Below are 19,912 nucleotides of genomic sequence, written 5' to 3'. Positions count from 1 at the left end.
TGACGTCCGCCGTGGGTATGTCCATGGACGATGTTCAGGTATATGGACATTTCCTGGCGGTGGGCGCGCGCGGCGCGGGGGCTCTTGGAGGTGCCCGTCGGCTTGACCCGCCCAGGTCACCTCGCCTAGCGTGGCAGCGTTCATGAATATAGACATGGATCAGATGAGCGCACAGACTTCAGGGGGAACCCGATGACCTCACCCGCCCTCGCCGAGCGCCTCGACGGCCTGCTGTTCTTCCCCGTGACGGCCTTCGGCCCGGACGGCGCTCTCGACCTCGACGCGTTCCGCGCGCATGTGCGCGCCGGGGTGGAGGCGGGCGCCGCCGCCGTCTTCGCGTGCTGCGGCACGGGCGAGTTCCACGCGCTGTCCCCCGAGGAGTTCCGCGCGTGCGTCGCGGCGGCGGTGGACGAGGTCGCGGGGCGGGTGCCGGTGGTGGCCGGGGCTGGATACGGGACCGCGCTCGCCGTCCAGTACGCGCGGCTCGCCGAGGAGGCGGGCGCCGACGGCCTGCTCGCCATGCCGCCCTACCTCGTCGTCCCCGGCCAGGAGGGCATGCTGCGGCACTACGCGGCGCTCGCCGCGGGCACCGGCCTCGATGTCATCGTGTACCAGCGCGACAACGCTGTCTTCACCCCCGAGACGGTCGTCGAACTCGCCAAGGTGCCCAACATCATCGGCCTCAAGGACGGCCTCGGCGACCTCGACCTGATGCAGCGGATCATCAGCGCGGTCCGCACCGAACTCCCCGGCCAGGACTTCCTCTACTTCAACGGCCTGCCCACCGCGGAACTCACCGGCCTCGCCTACCGCGGCATCGGCGTACTCCTCTACTCCTCCGCGGTCTTCGCCTTCTCGCCCGAGATCGCCCTCGCCTTCCACAAGGCGCTCACCACCGGCGACGACGCCACCGTCAACACGCTGATCGACGGCTTCTACCGCCCGCTGGTCAACCTCCGCAACCAGGGCCGGGGTTACGCCGTCTCGCTGGTCAAGGCGGGGGTCCGGATGCGCGGCCTGGACGTCGGCGAGGTCCGCCCGCCGCTGTCGGAGCCGTCCGCCGCGCACGTCAAGGAACTGGCCGACCTGATCGAGCAGGGCCTCGCGCTGCTCGGCGACCGCTGAACGGGCCCCGGACATGCCGACCATGAGGACTTCCGCCTTCGTCTACCCCTGGGACGTCGTCGGCGACCCCGAGGCGGCCGAACGGATCGCCGCCCTCGGCGTCCAGCAGGTCACCCTCGCCTCCGCCTACCACTCCACTCGCGCGCTGACCCCCCGTCACCCCCGGCACCGGATCGTCACCGCGGAACACTCCGCCGTGCTCTACCCGCCCGACGAACAACGCTGGGAGGGAAGGGAGTTGCGGCCCTACCCGGCCGGGAGCTGGGCGAGGGGCGGGTCCGGGTCCGGGGACAGGGGCGGGGTCGGAGTCGGGGCCGGGGATTTCGACGGGGACGGCGGCGGGGACGCCTTCGGTACGGCGGCCCGCGCGCTGGCGGCCGCCGGGCTCGACGTCCACACCTGGGTCGTACTCGCCCACAACTCCCGCCTCGGCGCCGAGCATCCGGCCACCTCGGTGGTCAACGCCTACGGCGACCGCTACCCGTGGGCGCCCTGCATCGCCCAACCGGCCGTCCGTACCTACCTGGTGGACCTCGCGGCGGAGGCCGCCGTACGCCCCGGCGCGGGCGGCACCGAACTGGAGTCCCTGGGCTGGTACGGCCTCGCCCACCTGCACGCCCACGACAAGATCGCCGGGGTGCCGCTCGGCGACGCCGCCCAGTACCTGATGTCGCTGTGCTTCTGCGCGCACTGCCGGGACGGCTACGCCGGGCTCGGCGCCGATCCCGCCGACGTGGCCGCCGCCGTCCGCCGCGCGCTGGCACCCGTCTTCGAGGGGGACGCCCCGGGCGACGCCGCCGGGCTCCCGGCGATCGAGAGGCTGCTCGGCGCGGAGTTGACGGCGCTCACCCTCACCTGGCGTACGCAGACGGCCGGTTCGCTCCAGGAGCGGGCCGTGGCCGCCGTACGGGCCGCCGCCGCGCCCGGCTTCCAGGTGCTGATGCACGCCGACCCGGCGCCGTACCGCTGCGGCGCCAACGCGGGCGTGGAACCGGCCCGCGTCCTGGCCCACGCCGACGGGCTCGTGCTGCCCTGCGCCGGCGGTCCGGCCGCCCGCGAGGCGATGCTGACCCCGCTCGTGCCGCACCGCCGCGAAGGCACCGTATTGGCGGCGAACCTCACCGTCGTCTCCGGCATGGGCGGCAGCCCCGGCACGCTCGCCGAGGACGCCGCGCACGCCGCCGCGCTCGGCGCCACCGAACTGCGCCTGTACCACGCGGGCCTGGCCTCGGACGCCGACCTGAGGGCCGTGCGGTCGGCGTTGGCCTGAGGCACGGAGCCTTCGCGGGCACGCGCCGACGGCACGCGCCGACGACGGGCCCGCGCGGCGCGGGCACGCCGTGGGCGGGCGGGAGCACGAGACGGGCCGGGGCGCGGCGATCATGGGGGTACCGCCGCGCCCCGGAGCGTCACCCTCAGGTGAGGCGGGAGGGCTGTGCGTACTCAAGTCGCCACCGGGGCACCGGAGGTTGCCGCGTATGACGCGAATATTTCCGGCGGGCTACGGGAGCCGTCCGGTCAGAATCCGCCGTCGACCGACGACGTGCCGTCGGGCCCGGTCCAGCGGGCGGTGTACGTGTCGCCGCCGGTGGCGCGGGCGCCCGCCGCGTGGTTGAACTGGCCCGAGAACGTGTACGTGCCGGGCGCCAGCGTGTTGTTCGCGTCGAGCGTCCAGCGGTAGACCAGCTCCGCGCCCTCCACGGTCACCGTGGGGTTCGTGCCGCCCGAGACGGAGGTCCACGAACCGGTGCTGCTGACGCCTTCGGTACGGGCCACGCGCAGTTCGACGCTGAGCGACGTGAGCGGCTTGCCGGTGGTCAGCACCACATCGCTCTGCGTCCAGTAGTCGTTGCTCGCGCTGTCCACCGAACCCCGCGCGGTCAGCGTGCCGTTCCGCGCGGTCTCGACCGAGCCCGGCGCGCCGCCGTCGATGCCCGAGGTGGTGGCCGCCGACGACGGGGGAGTGCCGGTGGGGGAGGACGCGCCGCCGGACGGCGTGCCCGTGGGACGCGTACCGCCGGTGCCGCCGTGGCGGCCGGACGGGTGCGACGACGCGGCCGGTGAACGCGGCTGCGCGGTGGGGGAGTCGGTGCCGACCGGGCTGGAGGTCGCGGAGTGCGTGACGCCGGGCCCGCCGGAGGTCACCACGGACTGCGTCGGCTCGCCGTTGCCGGTCACGGCGCCGACCGCGAGGCCGCCGAGGCCGATCGCGCCCGCGACGGCCGCCGTCACCGCGGCGATCCGCATCCACGGCGCCCCGGTCCCGCCGCCGTGCCCGTCGGACCGCCCGCCGGTGCGCGGCGGCTCCGCCATCCCGTGCCCGGCCATGTCGCGTTCCGCCATGCCCTGTTCGACCCGCGCCAGCATCCGCTCCCGGTCCGGCCGGTGGGACCCGGCCGCGTCCCGCAGCCGTTCCGGCAGCTCGGCCCTGTCGGTCCCGGTCCTGTCGGCCATCACACTCCCCGTCCCGTACGAGTACGAGCCGCAGGACCCGCCGCACCCATGATGCGCGCCGCGCCGGGGCCGGTGACGACCGGGCCCGAGGCGCCGGGGACGGCGGGGCCGGGAACAGGGCCCGCACCGCCGGGGGCGCCCGCGCCCGGAACCGTACCCGCGCCCGGCACCGTAGCGGCACCCGGCGCTGCACCGGCACTTGGCACCGCCCGCACCCCGTCGCCCGCGGCCGGGTCCGGCTCGGCGCCGCCCGTCCGCGGCGCCAGCAGCCGCTCCAACTCCGCGACGCCGCGCGACGTCTGGCTCTTCACCGTACCCACCGAGATGCCGAGCACCGCCGCCGTGTCCCGCTCCGACAGGTCGAACGCGTGCCGCAGCACCACGCACGCCCGCTTGCGGAACGGCAGCCGCTGCAACGCCTCGCGCACGTCGAGCACCGCCGGTACGTCGGGACCGTCGGTCCGGTCCTGCGGCTGCGACCAGAACAGCGCGATCCGCCGCCGCTCCCGTACCGCGCTGCGAATGCGCGAGCGGGCCAGATTGGTCACCACACCGCGGGCATACGCGACCGGGTGGTCGGCCGCCCGCACCCGGTCCCAGTGCCGCCACATGGCGACCAGGGCGTCGGCCGCGAGATCGTCGGCCGCGTCCGCCTCACCGGTCAACAGGTGTGCCAGACGCGCCAGTTCCGCGTAGTGCTGCTCGAAGAACGCGTGGAAATCAGCGGCGGCGTCGGCGTCGTCGCCGATGGCTGTGCCCACGGTCACCTCTTCCTGCCCGGACCTCCCCGCCACGGCGCGGCGTGAGCGTAGCAGCGGTGGAAGGCCATGGGCAGAGGTCGGGAAACAGCACTTCGGCGACGGGCGGCGAACCCCGGATCAGCAGGCTGCCTGACGGGCCGTCACGTCAGGGCGCAGCGCTGTACCCGGGTGACGATCTCCAGGTCGAAGGGGCCGCCGGAGGTCTCGGGACGGGACGTCAGATAGTCCCTGATCCGCCCCACCAGCGCCTCGCGCTCGGCGGGTTCGAGCACCAGGACGTGGGAGTGGGTGGCGACGGTGGCCAGCAGCGAGTCGACCGTCTGCGGCTGCCGGTGCGGGAACTCGCCGTGTTCGACGGGCGTGAAGCCGGTGTGCCGGTCGATGCCCTTGCCCGGCCGCCAGTCGATGTACGACACCCGGCTCGCCGTCACCGTGTTGAGCCCGGCGATCCACTCCACCCGGTCGTCGTCGGTGTTCCACAGCGCGCCCAACGTGCCACCGGGCCGCAGCACCCGCGCGATCTCCGGCATCGCCCGCTCCTGGTCGAACCAGTGGAACGCCTGCCCCACCACGACCGCGTCCACCGAGGCGTCCGCCAGCGGGATCTCCTCCGCGCCGCCCGCCAGCGCCGTCACCGACGGCAGCAGCCGCTCCAACTCCGCGCGCATGCCGGGGTCCGGCTCCACGGCGGTGACCCGGTGGCCGAGCGCCACCAGTGACTGGCTCAGCTTGCCGGTGCCCGCGCCGAGGTCCAGCACGTCGAGCGTGCCGCGCTCGTCGTCGGTCGCGTGCAGTGCCCACCGCACGCCCGCCACCGGGTAGTCGGGCCGGTGCGCGGCATAGGCGGCGGCCTCGGCGCCGAAGGAGGAGGCCCGGCGGGCGAACATCTGGGTATCGGATTCGCGCATGCCACCGACCCTACGACGCCGACCCTACGACGCCGGCCGTACGACCGTCAGAGGCGGCGCGTGGCGAGCAGCAGCCGGTCCCGCGCGTCGAAGAGCGTGTCCTTGATCATCTGCTCGTGCCCCGGCGTCAGCCGGGCCACCGGCACCGAGCAGCTCACCGCGTCCCGCGCGGGCGTGCGGTACGGGATCGCGATCCCGAAGCAGCGCAGCCCGAGGGTGTTCTCCTCGCGGTCGACGGAGTAGCCCTGTTCGCGGATCTGGGCCAGCTCCTCGATCAGCTTCTCGCGGTCGGTGTGGGTGTGCTCGGTCAGCGGCTCCAGCGTCTCCGGCAGCAGCTTGCGCACCTGCTCGTCGGTGTACGTGGCCAGCAGTGCCTTGCCGAGCGAGGTGGAGTGCGCGGGCAGCCTGCGCCCGACCCGGGTGAACGGCCGCAGGTAGTGCTGCGACTGCCGGGTGGCCAGGTAGACCACGTTGGTGCCGTCGAGGCGCGCGAGGTGGATGGTCTCGCTGGTGTCGTCGGACAGCCGGTCGAGCGTGGGCCGGGCGGCGGCCACCACCTCGTCACCGTCGATGTACGAGGTGCCGACCAGCAGCGCGCGCACGCCGATGCCGTACCGCGTACCGGTGGCGTCCGTCTCGATCCAGCCGAGGTCGACCAGGGTGCGCAGCAGCATGTACAGGCTGGACTTCGGGTACCCCACCGACTCCTGCACGGCGGCCAGGCTGTGCATGCCGGGGCGGCCCGCGAAGAACTCCAGCAGTTCCACCGTGCGGACCGCGGACTTGACCTGGGAACCGGCTCCCTCGGCAACAGCCATCGCGTACGACCCCTCTAAGACGTTCGTGGTGCTCGTTCAGTCGTGCTCGTGTGTGGTGCGTGTTCGTCGTGTCTGTCTGTCGTGCTTGGTTGTCGTGACCGTTTGTCGTGCGTGCACGTCGTGCGTCACGTCGTGCGTGTTCGTGCGCGCGCCGTGCCCGGCGCCCGCCTTGTCCGGCCGGGCCCGTGGACGTAGGCTCCGGACGATCGGTGATTCATATCTGAAGACGTTGTTCAGTATAGAGAACGATGCCGTCGTGCAGTACGGAAATGTGGAGGTTCTTCCGGTGGCAGTACCAGTCTGGAGCGTCGACCCCCGAACCGGGAAGCAGCGGGAGCAGGTCGCGGTGGAGGCCACGGCCGACGAGGTCGACGCCGCCGTGCGCGCGGCGGCGACCGCCGTTCCCGCGCTCGCCGACCGCAGCGTACGCTCCCGCCTGCTGCGCGGCGCCGCCGGGCTGCTGGAGGACGAGGGCGCGGCGGTCATCGCGGCGGCCGACGCCGAGACCGCGCTCGGGCTGCCCCGCCTCACCGGTGAACTCGCCCGCACCGCCTATCAGTTGCGCGCGTTCGCGGATGTGGTCGACGAGGGCGGCTATCTGGACGTGATCATCGACCACGCCGATCCGGCGGCCCAGCCCATCCCGCGCCCCGATCTGCGCCGCTACAAGATCCCGCTCGGCGTCGTCGCCGTCTACGCGGCCAGCAACTTCCCGCTCGCCTTCTCCGTACCCGGCGGCGACACCGCCAGCGCGCTCGCGGCCGGGTGCCCGGTCGTGGTCAAGGCGCACCCCGACCACCCCGCCACCTCCGCGCTCTGCGCCGACATCCTGCGCCGCGCCGCCGTCGCCGTGGGCCTGCCCGCCGACACCGTCGTCCTGCTGCACGGCTTCGAGGCCGGGGTCGAGCTGGTCAAGCACCCGCTGGTGGCCGCGGCCGGCTTCACCGGCTCGGTCCCCGGCGGACGCGCCCTCTACGACGCCGCCGCCGCACGGCCGCGCCCGATCCCCTTCCACGGCGAACTGGGCAGCCTCAACCCGGTCGTCGTCACCGAGGCCGCGGCGGCCGAGCGCGCCGAGCAGATCGGCAGCGGGCTCGCCGGTTCCTTCACCCTGGGCGTCGGCCAGTTCTGCACCAAGCCGGGCCTCGTCCTGGCCCCCGGCGGCGAGCATGGCGACCGGCTGGTGGGCGCGCTCACCGGCGCCGCCTCGGACGCGGGCCCCGGTGTGCTCCTCGACGCCCGCATGCGCGACAACTTCCTCAAGGGCGTCGCCGCCCGCGCCGCCCTGCCCGGCGTCGAGACCCCCGTCACCGCGGGCGACGGCGGCGAGCACGCGGTGCGGCCCGGCTTCGTCACCGTCGCCGCGGCCGACCTCACCGAGCAGGGCGCGTACGACCTGCTCCTCGAGGAGTGCTTCGGGCCGCTGACCGTCGTCGTACGGTACGGGTCCGCCGCCGAACTGGCCGCCGTGCTCGACCGGCTGCCGGGCAGTCTCACGGCGACCGCGCACCTCGGTACGGAGGAGGCCGGGCAGCCCGGCGGCGAGGCGGCGGCGCTGCTGACCCGGCTCACCGGCCTGGCCGGGCGCGTCCTGGTCAACGGCTGGCCGACCGGTGTCGCGGTGGCCCCCGCCCAGCACCACGGCGGCCCCTACCCGGCCACCACCTCGACCTCCACCTCCGTCGGCGGCACCGCCATCGAGCGCTGGCTGCGCCCGGTGGCGTACCAGGACACCCCGCCCGCACTGCTGCCGCCCGAGCTGGCCGACGCCAACCCGCTGGGCGTCCCGCGCCGGGTCGACGGCGTCTTGGTCAGGTGATCCCCGGGGGCGCGGCCGTACGGCGCCCCGGGCCGGACTGACCCCGAGGTCCCGTACGGTGCCGCCGGACGGGACCTCGGGACACGCCTTAGGGCGCGTCCGTGAGATGGGCCAGGAGCACGGGGACGTGGCTGTGCTCCGGGTCCTTCACCGCCGTCAGCAAGGTGACGCTCCCGGCGCGCGCCTGCTCGCGCAGCCGCTGGGTGGCGGGGACCTGCTCGGGACCTGCCAACTCGGCCCGGTAGCGCCGCGCGAAGTCCGCGTGGCGGTCCGGGTGGGCGTGGTACCAGGTGCGCAGCTCGGCCGACGGCGTGAGCACCTTGCACCAGTCGTCCACCGCCGCCCGCTCCTTGGACACCCCGCGCGGCCACAGCCGGTCGACCAGCACGCGCAGGCCGTCCCCGGCGTCCACGTCGTCGTAGATCCGCCGCACCCGGAAACCCGTCGCCGCGCCCGCGTCCTTCGCCATCCCGTCCGCCTCTCCGCTCCGTCTCACCCCTTCCAGTCCACGCCTCCGGCCGCCGATCCGCCACCGCGTCGGGACCGGGCCGCCTTGTCGGGGCCGGGCGGTCTTGTCGGGACCTGGCCGCCCGGTCGGTCGCGGGCCACCGGGTCAGGAGTCGGCCGGGCGGCCGGGACGCAGGGCCGCCGCCGTGGCGACGGCGGTGACGGTCAGCAGGGCGGCGGACAGCAGGAGGCAGACGCGCATGCCGGACAGGAAGCGGTCCCGGTCCGCGACCAGCGCGCCGAAGGCGGCCACGCTCAGGGCGCCCGCGATCTGGCGGCCCGCGTTGAGCACCCCGGCCGCCAGCCCGGCGCGGTCGGCGGGGGTCGCGTCCAGCAGCGCGGCGGTCAGCGGCGGTACGGCGAGCGCGCCGCCGAGGCCGAGCGGCACCATGACGACCGCGAGCAGCGCGGCCGGGGTGCGGGCGGTGACCGGCAGCAGCACCAACAGCCCGGCGACCATGAGGAGTTGACCGGCGAGCATGGGCAGCCGGGCGCCGACGGGGGCACCTCCCGCCGAAGGCGGGGAGAGGGCGGACAGCCTGCCCGAGACGATGTTGACGGCGGGGATCAGCGCCGTCATAGGCAGGAACATGAGCCCGGCGCCGAGCGGTGACTGGTCGCGCACCTGCTGGAAGAAGAGGCTGAGTACGAAGATCATCCCGTAGAAGGCGAAGCTCAGCGCGGCGCCCACCGCCACACAGACCGCGACCGTACGGTCCCTGAACAGGCCGAGCGGCACCACCGGATGCGCGCTGCGCGCCTCGATCAGGAAGAAACCGGCGAGGACGGCCACCGCGACGGCCGCCGCCACCAGCCCGAGCCCGCCGCCCTCGATGACCGCGAAGGTCAGCGCGGCCAGCCCCAGCACCGCCGTGAGCTGCCCCGGCACGTCCAGCGGCGCGGGCCTGCGCGGCGAGCGGGGCGTCCGCGCCAGCAGCACGGCGGCGAGCAGACCGACCGGAAGGTTGATGAAGAAGATGGCGCGCCAGGACCACGCCGAGGTGAGGGCGCCGCCCGCGACGGGCCCGAGCGCCACGGCCGAGGCGCCGCCCGCCGCCCACAGGGCGATGGCGCGGGCCCTGCCGATCCTGCCGGACGCCGCGCCGGACGGATGCGGGGTGGACCCGGCGTCCGGATACGCCTGCCGCACCAGGGCGAGCGAGGCGGGCAGCATCACCGAGGCGGCCGTGCCCTGCACCACGCGGGTGCCGATCAGTACGCCGAGGCCGGGCGCGAGACCGCACGCGGCCGACGCGGCGGTGAAGACCGCCATGCCCGCGCCGAAGGCGCGCCCGGCGCCGATCCGGTCCGACAGCGCCCCGGTGGAGAGCATGAAGGCGGCGAAGACCAGCGTGTAGCCGTCCACGACCCACTGGAGCGCGGCGAGGCCGCCGTGCAGATCGGTGCCGATGGACGGCAGGGCGACCGTCACGACCGAGGCGTCCAGGGTGATCACGAAGAAGCCGAGCAGGGCGGCGGCCAGGGTGCGGCCGGGCGAGGGTACGGGCGCGGACGCGGACGAGGGCGCGGGCGCGGGTGCGGGTGCGGCGACGGGTTTCCGGGCGGCGGGCGGGGCCGCACGGTCCGGACCGGAGAGACGCGGAGACATGCGATCAGCGTGGCCGCGGCCGTCGCCGTACAGTAGTGGCCTGAATGCCACGGTCCCGGAGGTTCTGGCCATGCCCTTCACGTGTCCCCGCCCGCACCGGGTCGCGGTGATCGCCGTGCGGCCGGTGTCGATGTTCAACCTCGCCGTGCCGGAGATGCTGTTCGGCAAGGTCCGGGTGGACGGCGGGCCCGGCTACGAGGTGGAGTTGTGCACGTCTGACCCCGGCAGTGTCGGGACCGGCGGCGGGGCCGAGCTGGTGATCGGGCAGGGTCTGGACGCGGTGGAGCGCGCCGACACGGTGGTCGTGGCCGGGACCGGGTCGCGGGAGGACCCGGACCCGCGTGTCGTGGCCGTCCTGCGGCAGGCGGCGCGGGCGGGCAAGCGGGTGGCGTCCATCTGCACGGGCGCCTTCCTGCTCGCCGAGGCCGGACTGCTCGACGGCCGCCAGGCCACCACGTACTGGGAGTACACCGGCCAACTCGCCGCGCGTTACCCGGCGGTGGTCATGGAGCCCGACGTCCTCTTCGTCCAGGACGGCCAGATGCTGACGTCCTCCGGTTACGCGGCGGGCATCGACCTGTGCCTGCACATCATCCGCACCGACTACGGCGCGGCCGTCGCCAACACGGTGGCCCGGCTGGCGCTGGTCGCGCCCGTACGCCACGGCGGGCAGGCGCAGTTCACCGACACCCCGCTGCCCGCGGAGACCGGCACGTCGCTCGCCGCGACCCGCGCCTGGGCGATGACCCGGCTCGACGCGCCGCTCACCCTCACCGACCTCGCCCGGCACGCGGCCGTCAGCGTCCGCACCCTCAGCCGCCGCTTCCACGCCGAGACCGGACTCAGCCCGCTCCAGTGGCTGCAGCACCAACGCGTCGAGCGGGCCAAGGAGTTGCTGGAGACCACGACCCTGCCCGTCGACCAGGTCGCCCGCGCCAGCGGTCTCGGCACCGCCGACTCGCTGCGGCAGCACCTGCTGCGCAGGGCCGGGCTGACGCCGAGCGACTACCGCGCGACGTTCACCCGCCTGACGACGGCCTGACCTCTGGCCGGTGGGCGGCGGCGCTTCTCGCCGGTCCGGGGCGTCCGGCGGCGGCGCCCTTCGCCGGTCCGGGCCGTACGACCGTACGACCGGCGACCGTACGACCCGTGACCGCCGGGTGCCTCGTACAGTGCGGTGCATGGGTGAACGCGACGTGCTGCACATCAAGGGACGGGTGCTGGTCGGGCCCGACGAGGTCAGGGACGAGCTGTGGGTGGTCGGCGGGCGGATCAGCTACGACCGCCCGGCCGCGGCTCCGGCCGCGACCGTCACCGGCTGGACCCTGCCGGGACTGGTCGACGCGCACTGCCACGTGGGACTCGACGCGCACGGCGCCGTCGACCGCGACACCGCGGAGAAGCAGGCGCTCACCGACCGGGAGGCCGGCGCGCTGCTGCTGCGCGACGCGGGCTCGCCGAGCGACACCCGCTGGACCGACGACCGCGCCGACCTGCCCAAGATCATCAGGGCGGGCCGCCACATCGCCCGCACCCGCCGGTACATCCGCAACTACGCCCACGAGATCGAGCCCGGCGACCTGACGGCGTACGTACGCCGCGAGGCGCGTCGCGGCGACGGCTGGGTGAAGCTGGTCGGCGACTGGATCGACCGGGAGGCGGGCGACCTCGCGGCGTGCTGGCCGAAGGACGCGCTCACCGAGGCCATCGCCGCCGCGCACGAGGAAGGCGCCCGCGTCACCGCGCACTGCTTCGCCGAGGACTCGCTCGCCGACCTCGTCGCCGCGGGCATCGACTGCGTCGAGCACGCCACCGGACTCACCGAGGACACCATCCCGCTCTTCGCGGAACACGGCGTCGCCATCGTCCCCACCCTGGTCAACATCGCCACCTTCCCCGCCCTGGCCGCGGGCGGCGAGGCCAAATTCCCGCGCTGGGCCGACCACTTGCGACGGCTGCACGCCCGCCGCCACGACACCGTGCGCGCCGCGTACGACGCCGGTATCGCCGTCTACGCCGGTACGGACGCGGGCGGCAGCCTCGCCCACGGCCTGATCGCCGACGAGGTCGCGGAGCTGGTCGCCGCCGGGCTGCCCGTCAACGCCGCGCTCTCCGCCGCCACGTGGGGTGCCCGCCAATGGCTGGGCCGCGAAGGGCTCACCGAGGGCGCGCCCGCCGACCTGGTGGTCTACGAGAGCGATCCGCGCGCGGACGTACGGGTGCTGGCGGCGCCGCGGCGGATCGTGCTGCGCGGCACGGTCGTCGCCTGACGGACCGTCAAGCTCCCTCGGGACCTTTCGCGGTCACACCGTCCCGTTCGCCGCGCGCAGACGGTCGCGCCGCGCCGCTCGCGGACGCCTCCCGTGTACACCACGGCCGTTCGACGTGCGAGGACGTGAGTTGACCGACCGTGACGTACGGGAGCCGGGACGCGTTAGGCATCTTCGCGCACGCCCGGGGCGTCAACCGAGGTGAGGGGTGTCATCCCGTGGTCCGGGTGACGCGGGGGAACGGTCGTGCGGCGAGATTCGAAGAAGTTCACGGAAACCACCCTTATGGGTGAACTGACGCCGTGTGCCCGCCAGTTCACCCTCCGTGCGTAAACATTGCCGGGTCGAGGTCCCCGGCGGCTGTCCCCAACAGTCGTGCGCCGGGGACTCCATGCCACTTGTGGGGGTTTTCCACCGTGTACCGCACCATCAACATCAGCCTGCCCGCACGCCGTTCGGCCGCCGCCATCGGCGCCGCCGTCGCCCTCGCCGCGGGCACCCTCGCCGTAGCGCCGGGCGCGCAGGCGACCCCCGCGCCGTCGGGCGGCGGCACGTCCACCGCGACCGTGCTGCGAGCGGGCCTCGACGTATCGCTGCTGAACAAGACCGTGGACGTCCCGGTGAATGTCTCGCTCAACGATGTGAAGGCGCCCGCCGACGCGAAGGAGACCGCGCTGACCGTGAAGGTCGGCAGCGGTGTCGAGCAGGGTCGCGAGATCAGCATCCTGCGGGCCGACGTCGCGACGGCGAACGCGACCGCCGACCGTGACAAGGCGGAGGGCTACGCCAACGTGGCCAAGGCCGAGGTCCATGTCCCCGGACTTCCGCTGCTCTCGCTGATCAAGCTGGACGCCGTCACGTCCAAGGCGACCTGCCAGGTGGGCCACAAGCCCACCGCCAGCTCGAAGCTGGTCGGGGTGACGATCCTCGGCAGGACCATCTCGCTCAACGCGGTCGGCACCACCGACGTCCGCGTCGGCGGGGTCGGCGAGGTCAGTCTCCAGCTCACCAACACCGTGACCACCTCCCGAACGGCCGCCGCCACCGCCCTTCAACTGAAGGTCCACATCAACCCGTTGAATCTGGGGGTCGCCGAGGTCACCGGTGACGTCACGCTGGCGCAGGCCACCTGCCGTACGCCCCAGGCCGGCGGCTCGACCGGGGGGTCGACGTCGGGCGGCAACTCCGGCGGCTCGACGAACGGCGGTTCCACGAACGGAGGCTCGACCAACGGCGGTTCCACGAACGGAGGGTCCACCAACGGCGGCTCGACGAACGGCGGCTCCGCCAACGGAGGTGCCGCGAACGGCGGTTCCACGAACGGGGGGTCCACCAACGGCGGCTCGACCGGCGGCTCCACGGGCGGTCACTCCACCGGCGGCTCCACCTCCGGCTCGTCCAACGGCGGTTCCGGCAACGGCGGTTCCAGCGGTACGTCCGGCTCCGCGGGCACCTCGGGCGGCTCCACCTCCGGCGGCAGCGACACCCACCCGCAGACCGGCACCGACACCTCGGTGAACACCGGCAACCTGGCCGAGACCGGCGCCAGTTCCTCCACGCCGTACATGGCGTACGGCGCCATCGGCCTGATCGCGGTGGGCGGCGGGGCCTTCCTGCTCACCAACCGCCGCCGCAAGGCCGCCGCTTCGCGCGGCGAGTAGTCCGGCCCACGGGGGGATCGGGGGAATACAGGGGAGGGCGGCTCCGCTCCGGGAGCCGCCCTCTACTCTGTTCCCTACGAACGGCGGCTCGACTGCCGTTCGACTTGGGGATGGGCGAACGGGGCGAACGAGTAATGGTCGACGGGCTTTTCGCGGGTCGTTACGAACTGGCGGAGCTTCTCGGCTCCGGCGGAATGGCCCGGGTGCACCGCGCCCGCGACACCCGCATGGGCCGCGCCGTCGCGGTCAAGACGCTCCTGCCCGAACTGGCCAGCGACCCCGACGCGCGCCGCCGGTTCGCCCGCGAGGCGCAGGCCGCGGGAGCGCTCAACCACCCCGGCATCGTCACCGTCCACGACCAGGACGAGGTCCGCACCGACGACGACACCGTGGTGCCGTACCTGGTCATGGAGTACGTGCGGGGCAGCACGCTCGCCCAACTCGTCCGCGAGCAGGTCTGGTTCGCGCCCGAGCGCGCGGCGCGCATCGCCGCCGACGTGCTGGACGCGCTCGCCCACGCGCACAGCCACGGCACCGTCCACCGCGACGTGAAGCCCGCCAACGTGATGATCACCACCGAAGGCGCCGTCAAGGTCGCCGACTTCGGCATCGCGCACGTCCTGCACAGCGACGCCCGGCTGACCGCCACCGGCTCGGCGATCGGCACGCCCAGCTATATGTCGCCCGAGCAGATCAACGGCGTCGACGTCGACGCCCGCAGCGACGTCTACGCGGTCGGCTGCGTCCTGACCGAACTGCTCACCGGCAGACCGCCGTTCACCGACGGCAACCCGATCAACCTCATGTACTGGCACGTCCACACCCCGCCCCCGGCCCCGTCCGCCCGCAATCCGCGGGTGCCCGAGGAGTTGGACGCGCTGGTGCTGGCCGCGCTCGCCAAGGACCCGGCCGAGCGGCCCGAGGGCGCCGCCGCCTTCCGCGACCAACTGCGCGGCTGGCTGGCGGCCACCGGCTCCACCGCCCTGACCGGACCCGCCGCGGAACCCGCGGACGGCGGTTCGGGCAAGCGGTCGTCGGCGGCCGACCCCCGGGCGACCTTCGGAGTGCCGGGCGCCGGGCTGCCCGCGCTGCCGCCCAAGGCGGACCCGGCCGGAGCAGGCACGCCGCCGCGGGCACCGCGGACCCCCGCCGGGTCGCCGGGCACGCCTTCCCCGTCCGGCGGCACGCCCTCGCCCTCGTCCGGCACGCCTTCCCCGTCCTCCGGCACTCCCGCACCCTCGTCCGGCACTCCCTCCCCGTCCGCGGGCCGGGGCTCGTCCATACCGCCCGCCGCCGCGAGCGACGCGACCCCGCCGCCGCGCGCGGCCGGCTACCACCAGCCGGAGCACCCCGCGTACCGCGCCCCGCAGCGCCCGGTGCCGCCGCAGTATCTGCCGAGCACCCCGCCGCCGCTCAATGTGGGCAGGCCCGCGGAGCCGCCGCGGGGCGGGGCCGGGCGCCGCCGGTGGATGGCGGGCGCGGCCGGGCTGGCGGTCACCGCGGTCGCCGTGACCGTGACGCTCACCTTCGCGCCGTTCGGCGGCAAGAAGCACGGCGACGACAAGCCCACCGACAAGCCGACCGTGCAGAACGCGGCGCTTCAACTCCACGGCGGGAAGGAGGGTTCCGGCTACAGCGGCGGGCTGAACGGGGTGGTCAGACCCTCGACGGCCACCGGCGGCACGCTCAAGCTCATCTCCTCCTACGCCTCGGAGAATCTCCTCGACCCGGCCGCCACCTACGACCAGCCGTCGTGGAATCTCCAGCGCCTCTACCTGCGCAAACTCGTGGACTACGCGCCCGCGCCCGGCGGCGCGGGCCGCAAGGTCGTCCCCGACCTCGCCACCGACACCGGCCAGGTCAGCTCCGACGGCCGCACCTGGACCTTCCGCCTCAAGGACGGCGTCACCTTCGACAACGGAGCGCCGATCACCTCCAAGGACGTCAAGTACGGCATCGAGCGGACCTTCGCCCGCGACGAGTTCCCCGGCGGCCCGACCCACCTCGTGGACCTCCTCGACCAGGGGCAGAACTACCAGGGCCCGTACACCGACAGCGACCCCGGCAAGCTCGGCCTGCGCTCGGTGGCCACACCGGACGACCGCACGATCGTCTTCCGGCTCGCCAAGCCCTACGCGGACTTCCGCTACGTCCTCGCGCTGTCGATCGGCGCGCCCGTCCCGCAGTCCGCCGACACCGGCGGCGGCAAGGACTTCGGGAAGCACCCCGTCGGCAGCGGCCCCTACCGCGTCGCGAGCTACACCTCGGGCGCCTCGCTGCACCTGGTCCGCAACACCCACTGGGACCCCAGGACCGACACCGTGCACTCCGCGCTGCCCGACGCGATCGACCTGAAGATCGTCAGCAGTCAGGACGAGGTCGAGACCGACCTGCTCGACGGCAGCGCCGACCTCGACCTGGCCGGCCAGACGGTCAGCGACCAGACCGAGACCAAGATCCTCAACGACCCGGCGCTGAAGGCCAATACGGACCTCGTCTTCAACGGCACCACCCGCTTCCTGAGCCTCCAGACCACGGTGGCGCCCTTCGACCGGTACGAGTGCCGCTGGGCCGTGCAGTACGCCATCGACAAGGCGCAGGTCCGCGCCGTGCTCGGCGGGCAGTACGCCGGCGGCGAGGTGGCCACCACGATGCTGCCGCCGACCACCGACGGATACAGCACCTCGGCCACGCCCTTCGGCACCAACGCGGGGGTGTCGTTCCCCGACGAGGCACGCAAGTACCTGGGCAAGTGCGGCAAGCCCAACGGCTTCACCGTCACCATGGCCGGGGTCAAGGCGCCGGGGCGGGTCGAGGACGCCATGCAGTCCATCCGCGGTTCCCTCGCCGAAGTCGGCATCACCGTCAAGATCGTCACGCAGGACGCCAGTACCTTCTACGACACGCTGCTGTCGCCCAGCAAGCTCAAGAGCGCCAAGTGGGGCATCGTGATGACCGGATGGGCCGCCGACTGGCCCACCGGCGGCGGCTTCCTGCGCTCGCTGATCCAGCCGGGCAGCATCAACAACTACGCCCAGCTCGACGACAGCGAGATCAACGGCCTGGTCACGCAGGCCGACGGCGTCACCGATCCGGCCAAGGCCGCGTCCCTGTGGCAGGCCATCGATGCCAAGGTGATGGGCGAGGGCACCATGGTCCCGCTGATCTACACCCAGCACCTCGTCTACCGCGCCCCCCGCCTCACCAACGTCTACGAGCAGCCGGTCCTCGGCGGCGTCGACCTCACCGCCCTCGGCGTCAAGCAGTAGGCAGAAGCGGCCGGTTGAGCGCCCTGCTCTCAGGCCATGGCCGTGGCCAGGGCGTTCGCGAAGCCGTCCGTCGTACGGCGGTCGCGTACGGCGATCCGCAGCCAGTCGGGTCCGAGGCCGGGGAAGGTGTCGGCGCGCCGGACCGCGTAGCCCATCTCTCGCAGCCGGAGCCGGACGTCGGCCGCTCCGGCCATGCGCAGCAGGACGAAGGGACCGGCGGGCGCGTCGCCCGCGACCTCGACTCCGGGGAGTGCGGCCAGCCGGTCCAGCAGGTAGGCGCGGTCGCCGACCACGGTACGGGCCGCCTCCGCCGCCTCCGCGACCGCGTCCGGCTCCACGCAGGCAACGGCCGCCGCCAGCGCGGGAGTCGACACCGCCCACAGCGGCTGTGCGCTCTCCAGCGCCGCGACCGTGTCCGCGTCGCCGAGCACGTAGCCGATCCGCAGTCCGGCCAGGCCCCAGGTCTTGGTCAGACTGCGCAGGACGAGGAGCCCCGGCACGTCCCGGCACCCGGCCAGCGACTCGCTCTCGCCCGGCACCGCGTCCATGAACGCCTCGTCCACCACCAGCGTGCGCCCCGGACGGGCCAACTCCCGTATCAGCGCGGCCGGATGGAGGACGGACGTCGGGTTGGTCGGATTGCCGACCACCACCAGATCCGCCTCCGGCGGGACCGCCGCCGGGTCGAGCCGGAAGCCGTCGGACGCGGACAACAGGACCCGTCGCACCTCGTGGCCGGCCGCCCGCAGCGCCGCCTCGGGTTCGGTGAACTGCGGGTGCACCACAACGGTGTGATGTGGTGTCAGTGCCCGTGCGAGCAGCACGAACGCCTCCGCCGCTCCGGCCGTCACCAGCACCTCGGCGTCCGGCCGCCCGTGGCGTAGGGCCACCGCGTGCCGCGCCGCCCGGCCGTCCGGATATCCGGCGAGGCCGGTCAGCGACCGCGCGACGCGCTCGCGCAGCCAGGGCGGGGGAGTGTTCGCGCGGACGTTGACCGCGAGGTCGATCAGGCCCTCGCCGACCTCGGCGTCACCGTGATGCCGCAAGTCGTAGCCGTCGGCGGCGACTTCGGCGCGGCGGGCGTCATGGCCGTCGGGGGTGTCGCGGCCGTACGGGTCCGGGCCGCCGCCCGCCGCCGGGTCCGGCACGCGGTCGCGGTCAGTGGGTGTGCGCATGGTGGCCGCTTCCATGGCTGTGCGACGGGTCGTCGGGGTGGTGGTGCGGCTGCTGCGGCAGCCCGACACGGTCCTCGAAGCCGGGGAGCTTGACCCGGTACACGCACGAGTCGCAGTTCATCCGCAGGTCGCCCCGTACCGTCTCCCGGTAGCGCTCCATCACCAGCTCCGCCAACTCCGGCTCGGGGCCGATCACGTCGGCGCAGCGCAGCTCCACGTCCGGCGCTTCCCCCGCCCACTCGCGGGCCTGGTCCCGTACCCGGTCCGGCAGCACACCGGTGAACAGGAAGTACGGCAGGACGACGACGCGGCGCGCGCCCAGCTTGCGGCAGCGGTCGAGACCGGCCCGCACCGACGGCTCGGCCAGCGACACGAAGGCCGTCTCCACCCCCGCGTAACCACGGCCCTCCCACAGCAGCCGCGCCACCTTGAACACCTCGGCGTTGGCGTCCGGATCCGTGGAACCCCGGCCCACCAGCAGCACCGTGGTCCCCGCGCGGTCGGCGCCCGCCAGCGCCTCGTCCACGCGCCGCTCCAGCACCGTCAGCAGATTCGGATGCGGCCCGAGCGGGCGGCCGTACGCGAACGACGTCCCCGGATGGCGCCGCTCCTCACGGGCCAGCGCCGCCGGTATGTCGCCCTTGGCGTGCCCGGCCGACACCAGCACCAGTGGAACGGCGGCGAAGTCGCGTACGCCCGCGCCGACCAGCTCCGCCACCGAGTCCGCCAGCGGCGGCGGCGACAGCTCGATGAAGCCGCCGCCGACCGCCAACTCCGGACTGGCCGCGCCCAGTTGCGCCACGAACGAGCGGAAGGCGGCCGCACCGGCCGCGTCACGCGTGCCGTGGCCGACGAGCAGAAGGGCAGGGGGGTGGGTCACTGGTCGTTCTCCTTGAAGGGATGGTCGGCGAGGGGACGGTCGGTGAGGTGATGTTCCGCGAGGGGATATTCCGTGTACAACAGGGCGTTGAGCGCCGCGGCGGCCACCGCGGAGCCGCCCTTCTCCGAGACGTTGCTGACCGCGGGCAGCCCCGACGCCCGCAGCCGCGCCTTGCTCTCCGCCGCGCCGACGAAGCCGACCGGCAGCCCGATCACCAACGCGGGCGCCGCGTCCAGGTTCAGCAACTCCTCCAGCGCCGTGGGCGCGCATCCGACCACCCACACCGCGCCCGGCCCGACCTCCGCGTACGCCAGCCGTATCGCGTGCGCGCTGCGCGTCAGTCCCGGCCCGGACGCCGCGTCCGTGAGCCGGCACACCGAGGACCGTGCCGTGATCCCGGACGCGACCATCTCCACGTCCGCCACGATCGGCGCGCCCGCGTGCAACGCGGCGTGCGCGTAACGGAGTTCCGACTCCTCGCACACCAGGTCCTCCGCGTACCCGAGGTCCGCGCTCGAATGGATCACGCGCTCCACGACGGCCCGTCGCAGCGGCGTCATCCCTGAGGTGTCGAGCCGGGACCGCAGGATGCGGAAGGACTCCTGCTCAATGGGGTGGACCGTACGGTTCACGCGGCTTCTCCTCCGGAGGGGGTG

General features: G+C 74.0%; 15 protein-coding genes and 1 pseudogene. 7 read left to right on the top strand and 9 right to left on the bottom strand.

The genetic code is table 11. From position 1 onward, the window contains the following. The first annotated feature begins 192 nt into the window (after positions 1 to 192). Entirely contained in the window at positions 193 to 1,125 is a 933-nt protein-coding gene (locus ACIO6U_RS00425) for a 5-dehydro-4-deoxyglucarate dehydratase (protein WP_401714607.1), read from the top strand. Positions 1,126 to 1,147: 22 nt separating this feature from the next. Next, on the top strand, positions 1,148 to 2,395 hold the full coding sequence (locus ACIO6U_RS00420) for a hypothetical protein (RefSeq protein ID WP_401714605.1): 1,248 nt from the start codon (positions 1,148 to 1,150) through the stop codon (positions 2,393 to 2,395). A gap of 248 nt (positions 2,396 to 2,643) precedes the next feature. Here the strand turns inward: ACIO6U_RS00420 and ACIO6U_RS00415 are convergent, their stop codons facing one another. The 4 genes and pseudogenes from ACIO6U_RS00415 to ACIO6U_RS00400 form a co-directional block, all read right to left on the bottom strand. Beyond that, positions 2,644 to 3,579: a hypothetical protein gene (locus ACIO6U_RS00415; RefSeq protein ID WP_401714603.1), complete on the bottom strand. Its 936-nt coding sequence runs from the start codon at positions 3,577 to 3,579 to the stop codon at positions 2,644 to 2,646. 254 nt (positions 3,580 to 3,833) lie between these two features. Then, a pseudogene (locus ACIO6U_RS00410) lies at positions 3,834 to 4,340 on the bottom strand (SigE family RNA polymerase sigma factor); the annotation flags it as partial. A gap of 140 nt (positions 4,341 to 4,480) precedes the next feature. Beyond that, positions 4,481 to 5,248, bottom strand: coding sequence for a class I SAM-dependent methyltransferase (locus ACIO6U_RS00405; protein WP_401313278.1), 768 nt, complete (start codon positions 5,246 to 5,248; stop codon positions 4,481 to 4,483). 47 nt (positions 5,249 to 5,295) lie between these two features. Next, positions 5,296 to 6,066, bottom strand: coding sequence for an IclR family transcriptional regulator (locus ACIO6U_RS00400; protein ID WP_355333788.1), 771 nt, complete (start codon positions 6,064 to 6,066; stop codon positions 5,296 to 5,298). A gap of 286 nt (positions 6,067 to 6,352) precedes the next feature. On the opposite strand from ACIO6U_RS00400, the gene ACIO6U_RS00395 reads away from it, so the two are divergent. Then, positions 6,353 to 7,885 (top strand): aldehyde dehydrogenase (NADP(+)), encoded by a 1,533-nt coding sequence (locus ACIO6U_RS00395; protein WP_401714600.1) that lies wholly within the window; start codon positions 6,353 to 6,355, stop codon positions 7,883 to 7,885. An 88-nt stretch (positions 7,886 to 7,973) separates the two neighbouring features. Here ACIO6U_RS00395 and ACIO6U_RS00390 read toward each other — a convergent pair whose 3' ends face one another. Both ACIO6U_RS00390 and ACIO6U_RS00385 read right to left on the bottom strand, forming a co-directional pair. Beyond that, positions 7,974 to 8,354, bottom strand: coding sequence for a DUF488 family protein (locus ACIO6U_RS00390; RefSeq protein WP_391044287.1), 381 nt, complete (start codon positions 8,352 to 8,354; stop codon positions 7,974 to 7,976). A 144-nt stretch (positions 8,355 to 8,498) separates the two neighbouring features. Then, positions 8,499 to 10,001: an MFS transporter gene (locus ACIO6U_RS00385; protein ID WP_401714598.1), complete on the bottom strand. Its 1,503-nt coding sequence runs from the start codon at positions 9,999 to 10,001 to the stop codon at positions 8,499 to 8,501. A gap of 70 nt (positions 10,002 to 10,071) precedes the next feature. Here ACIO6U_RS00385 and ACIO6U_RS00380 point away from each other — a divergent pair, with 70 nt between their 5' ends. The 4 genes from ACIO6U_RS00380 (at position 10,072) to ACIO6U_RS00365 (ending at position 17,201) form a co-directional block, all read left to right on the top strand. Then, positions 10,072 to 11,043 carry a GlxA family transcriptional regulator gene (locus tag ACIO6U_RS00380; protein WP_401714596.1) on the top strand — a complete coding sequence of 324 codons (972 nt, stop codon included), beginning with the start codon at positions 10,072 to 10,074 and terminating at the stop codon, positions 11,041 to 11,043. A gap of 139 nt (positions 11,044 to 11,182) precedes the next feature. Further along, complete coding sequence (locus tag ACIO6U_RS00375; RefSeq protein ID WP_401313268.1) at positions 11,183 to 12,271, top strand: amidohydrolase family protein; 1,089 nt, start codon at positions 11,183 to 11,185, stop codon at positions 12,269 to 12,271. Between the two features lie 416 nt (positions 12,272 to 12,687). Continuing rightward, on the top strand, positions 12,688 to 13,932 hold the full coding sequence (locus tag ACIO6U_RS00370; protein WP_401313265.1) for an SCO1860 family LAETG-anchored protein: 1,245 nt from the start codon (positions 12,688 to 12,690) through the stop codon (positions 13,930 to 13,932). 134 nt (positions 13,933 to 14,066) lie between these two features. Further along, positions 14,067 to 17,201 (top strand): ABC transporter substrate-binding protein, encoded by a 3,135-nt coding sequence (locus ACIO6U_RS00365; RefSeq protein ID WP_401714593.1) that lies wholly within the window; start codon positions 14,067 to 14,069, stop codon positions 17,199 to 17,201. Positions 17,202 to 17,230: 29 nt separating this feature from the next. Here ACIO6U_RS00365 and cobC read toward each other — a convergent pair whose 3' ends face one another. The 3 genes from cobC to ACIO6U_RS00350 are packed head-to-tail and all read right to left on the bottom strand — an operon-like array spanning position 17,231 to position 19,888. Then, positions 17,231 to 18,376 (bottom strand): Rv2231c family pyridoxal phosphate-dependent protein CobC, encoded by a 1,146-nt coding sequence (cobC, locus tag ACIO6U_RS00360; protein WP_401714591.1) that lies wholly within the window; start codon positions 18,374 to 18,376, stop codon positions 17,231 to 17,233. Further along, entirely contained in the window at positions 18,360 to 19,256 is an 897-nt protein-coding gene (locus ACIO6U_RS00355; RefSeq protein ID WP_391159658.1) for a CbiX/SirB N-terminal domain-containing protein, read from the bottom strand. Before ACIO6U_RS00355 ends, cobC begins: the two co-directional genes overlap by 17 nt. Beyond that, positions 19,253 to 19,888: a precorrin-8X methylmutase gene (locus tag ACIO6U_RS00350; RefSeq protein WP_401714589.1), complete on the bottom strand. Its 636-nt coding sequence runs from the start codon at positions 19,886 to 19,888 to the stop codon at positions 19,253 to 19,255. The genes ACIO6U_RS00355 and ACIO6U_RS00350 overlap by 4 nt, the downstream gene beginning before the upstream one ends. Positions 19,889 to 19,912 lie beyond the last annotated feature (24 nt).

Origin of the sequence: Streptomyces sp. NPDC087422 (assembly GCF_044744145.1) — a bacterium.
Taxonomy (GTDB): Bacteria; Actinomycetota; Actinomycetes; order Streptomycetales; family Streptomycetaceae; genus Actinacidiphila.
Note: the sequence above shows the minus strand (reverse complement) of the source record. Positions and strands in the feature narration are given on the sequence as shown.

What these genes read in the sequence shown, in the direction of transcription:
- ACIO6U_RS00375 (WP_401313268.1), top strand. Translation starts at nt 11,183, where the DNA reads ATGGGTGAACGCGACGTGCTGCACATCAAGGGACGGGTGCTGGTCGGG.
- ACIO6U_RS00380 (WP_401714596.1), top strand. Translation starts at nt 10,072, where the DNA reads ATGCCCTTCACGTGTCCCCGCCCGCACCGGGTCGCGGTGATCGCCGTG.
- ACIO6U_RS00365 (WP_401714593.1), top strand. Translation starts at nt 14,067, where the DNA reads ATGGTCGACGGGCTTTTCGCGGGTCGTTACGAACTGGCGGAGCTTCTC.
- ACIO6U_RS00425 (WP_401714607.1), top strand. Translation starts at nt 193, where the DNA reads ATGACCTCACCCGCCCTCGCCGAGCGCCTCGACGGCCTGCTGTTCTTC.
- ACIO6U_RS00400 (WP_355333788.1), bottom strand. Translation starts at nt 6,066, where the DNA reads ATGGCTGTTGCCGAGGGAGCCGGTTCCCAGGTCAAGTCCGCGGTCCGC.
- ACIO6U_RS00420 (WP_401714605.1), top strand. Translation starts at nt 1,148, where the DNA reads ATGAGGACTTCCGCCTTCGTCTACCCCTGGGACGTCGTCGGCGACCCC.
- cobC (WP_401714591.1), bottom strand. Translation starts at nt 18,376, where the DNA reads ATGCGCACACCCACTGACCGCGACCGCGTGCCGGACCCGGCGGCGGGC.
- ACIO6U_RS00385 (WP_401714598.1), bottom strand. Translation starts at nt 10,001, where the DNA reads ATGTCTCCGCGTCTCTCCGGTCCGGACCGTGCGGCCCCGCCCGCCGCC.
- ACIO6U_RS00415 (WP_401714603.1), bottom strand. Translation starts at nt 3,579, where the DNA reads ATGGCCGACAGGACCGGGACCGACAGGGCCGAGCTGCCGGAACGGCTG.
- ACIO6U_RS00390 (WP_391044287.1), bottom strand. Translation starts at nt 8,354, where the DNA reads ATGGCGAAGGACGCGGGCGCGGCGACGGGTTTCCGGGTGCGGCGGATC.
- ACIO6U_RS00405 (WP_401313278.1), bottom strand. Translation starts at nt 5,248, where the DNA reads ATGCGCGAATCCGATACCCAGATGTTCGCCCGCCGGGCCTCCTCCTTC.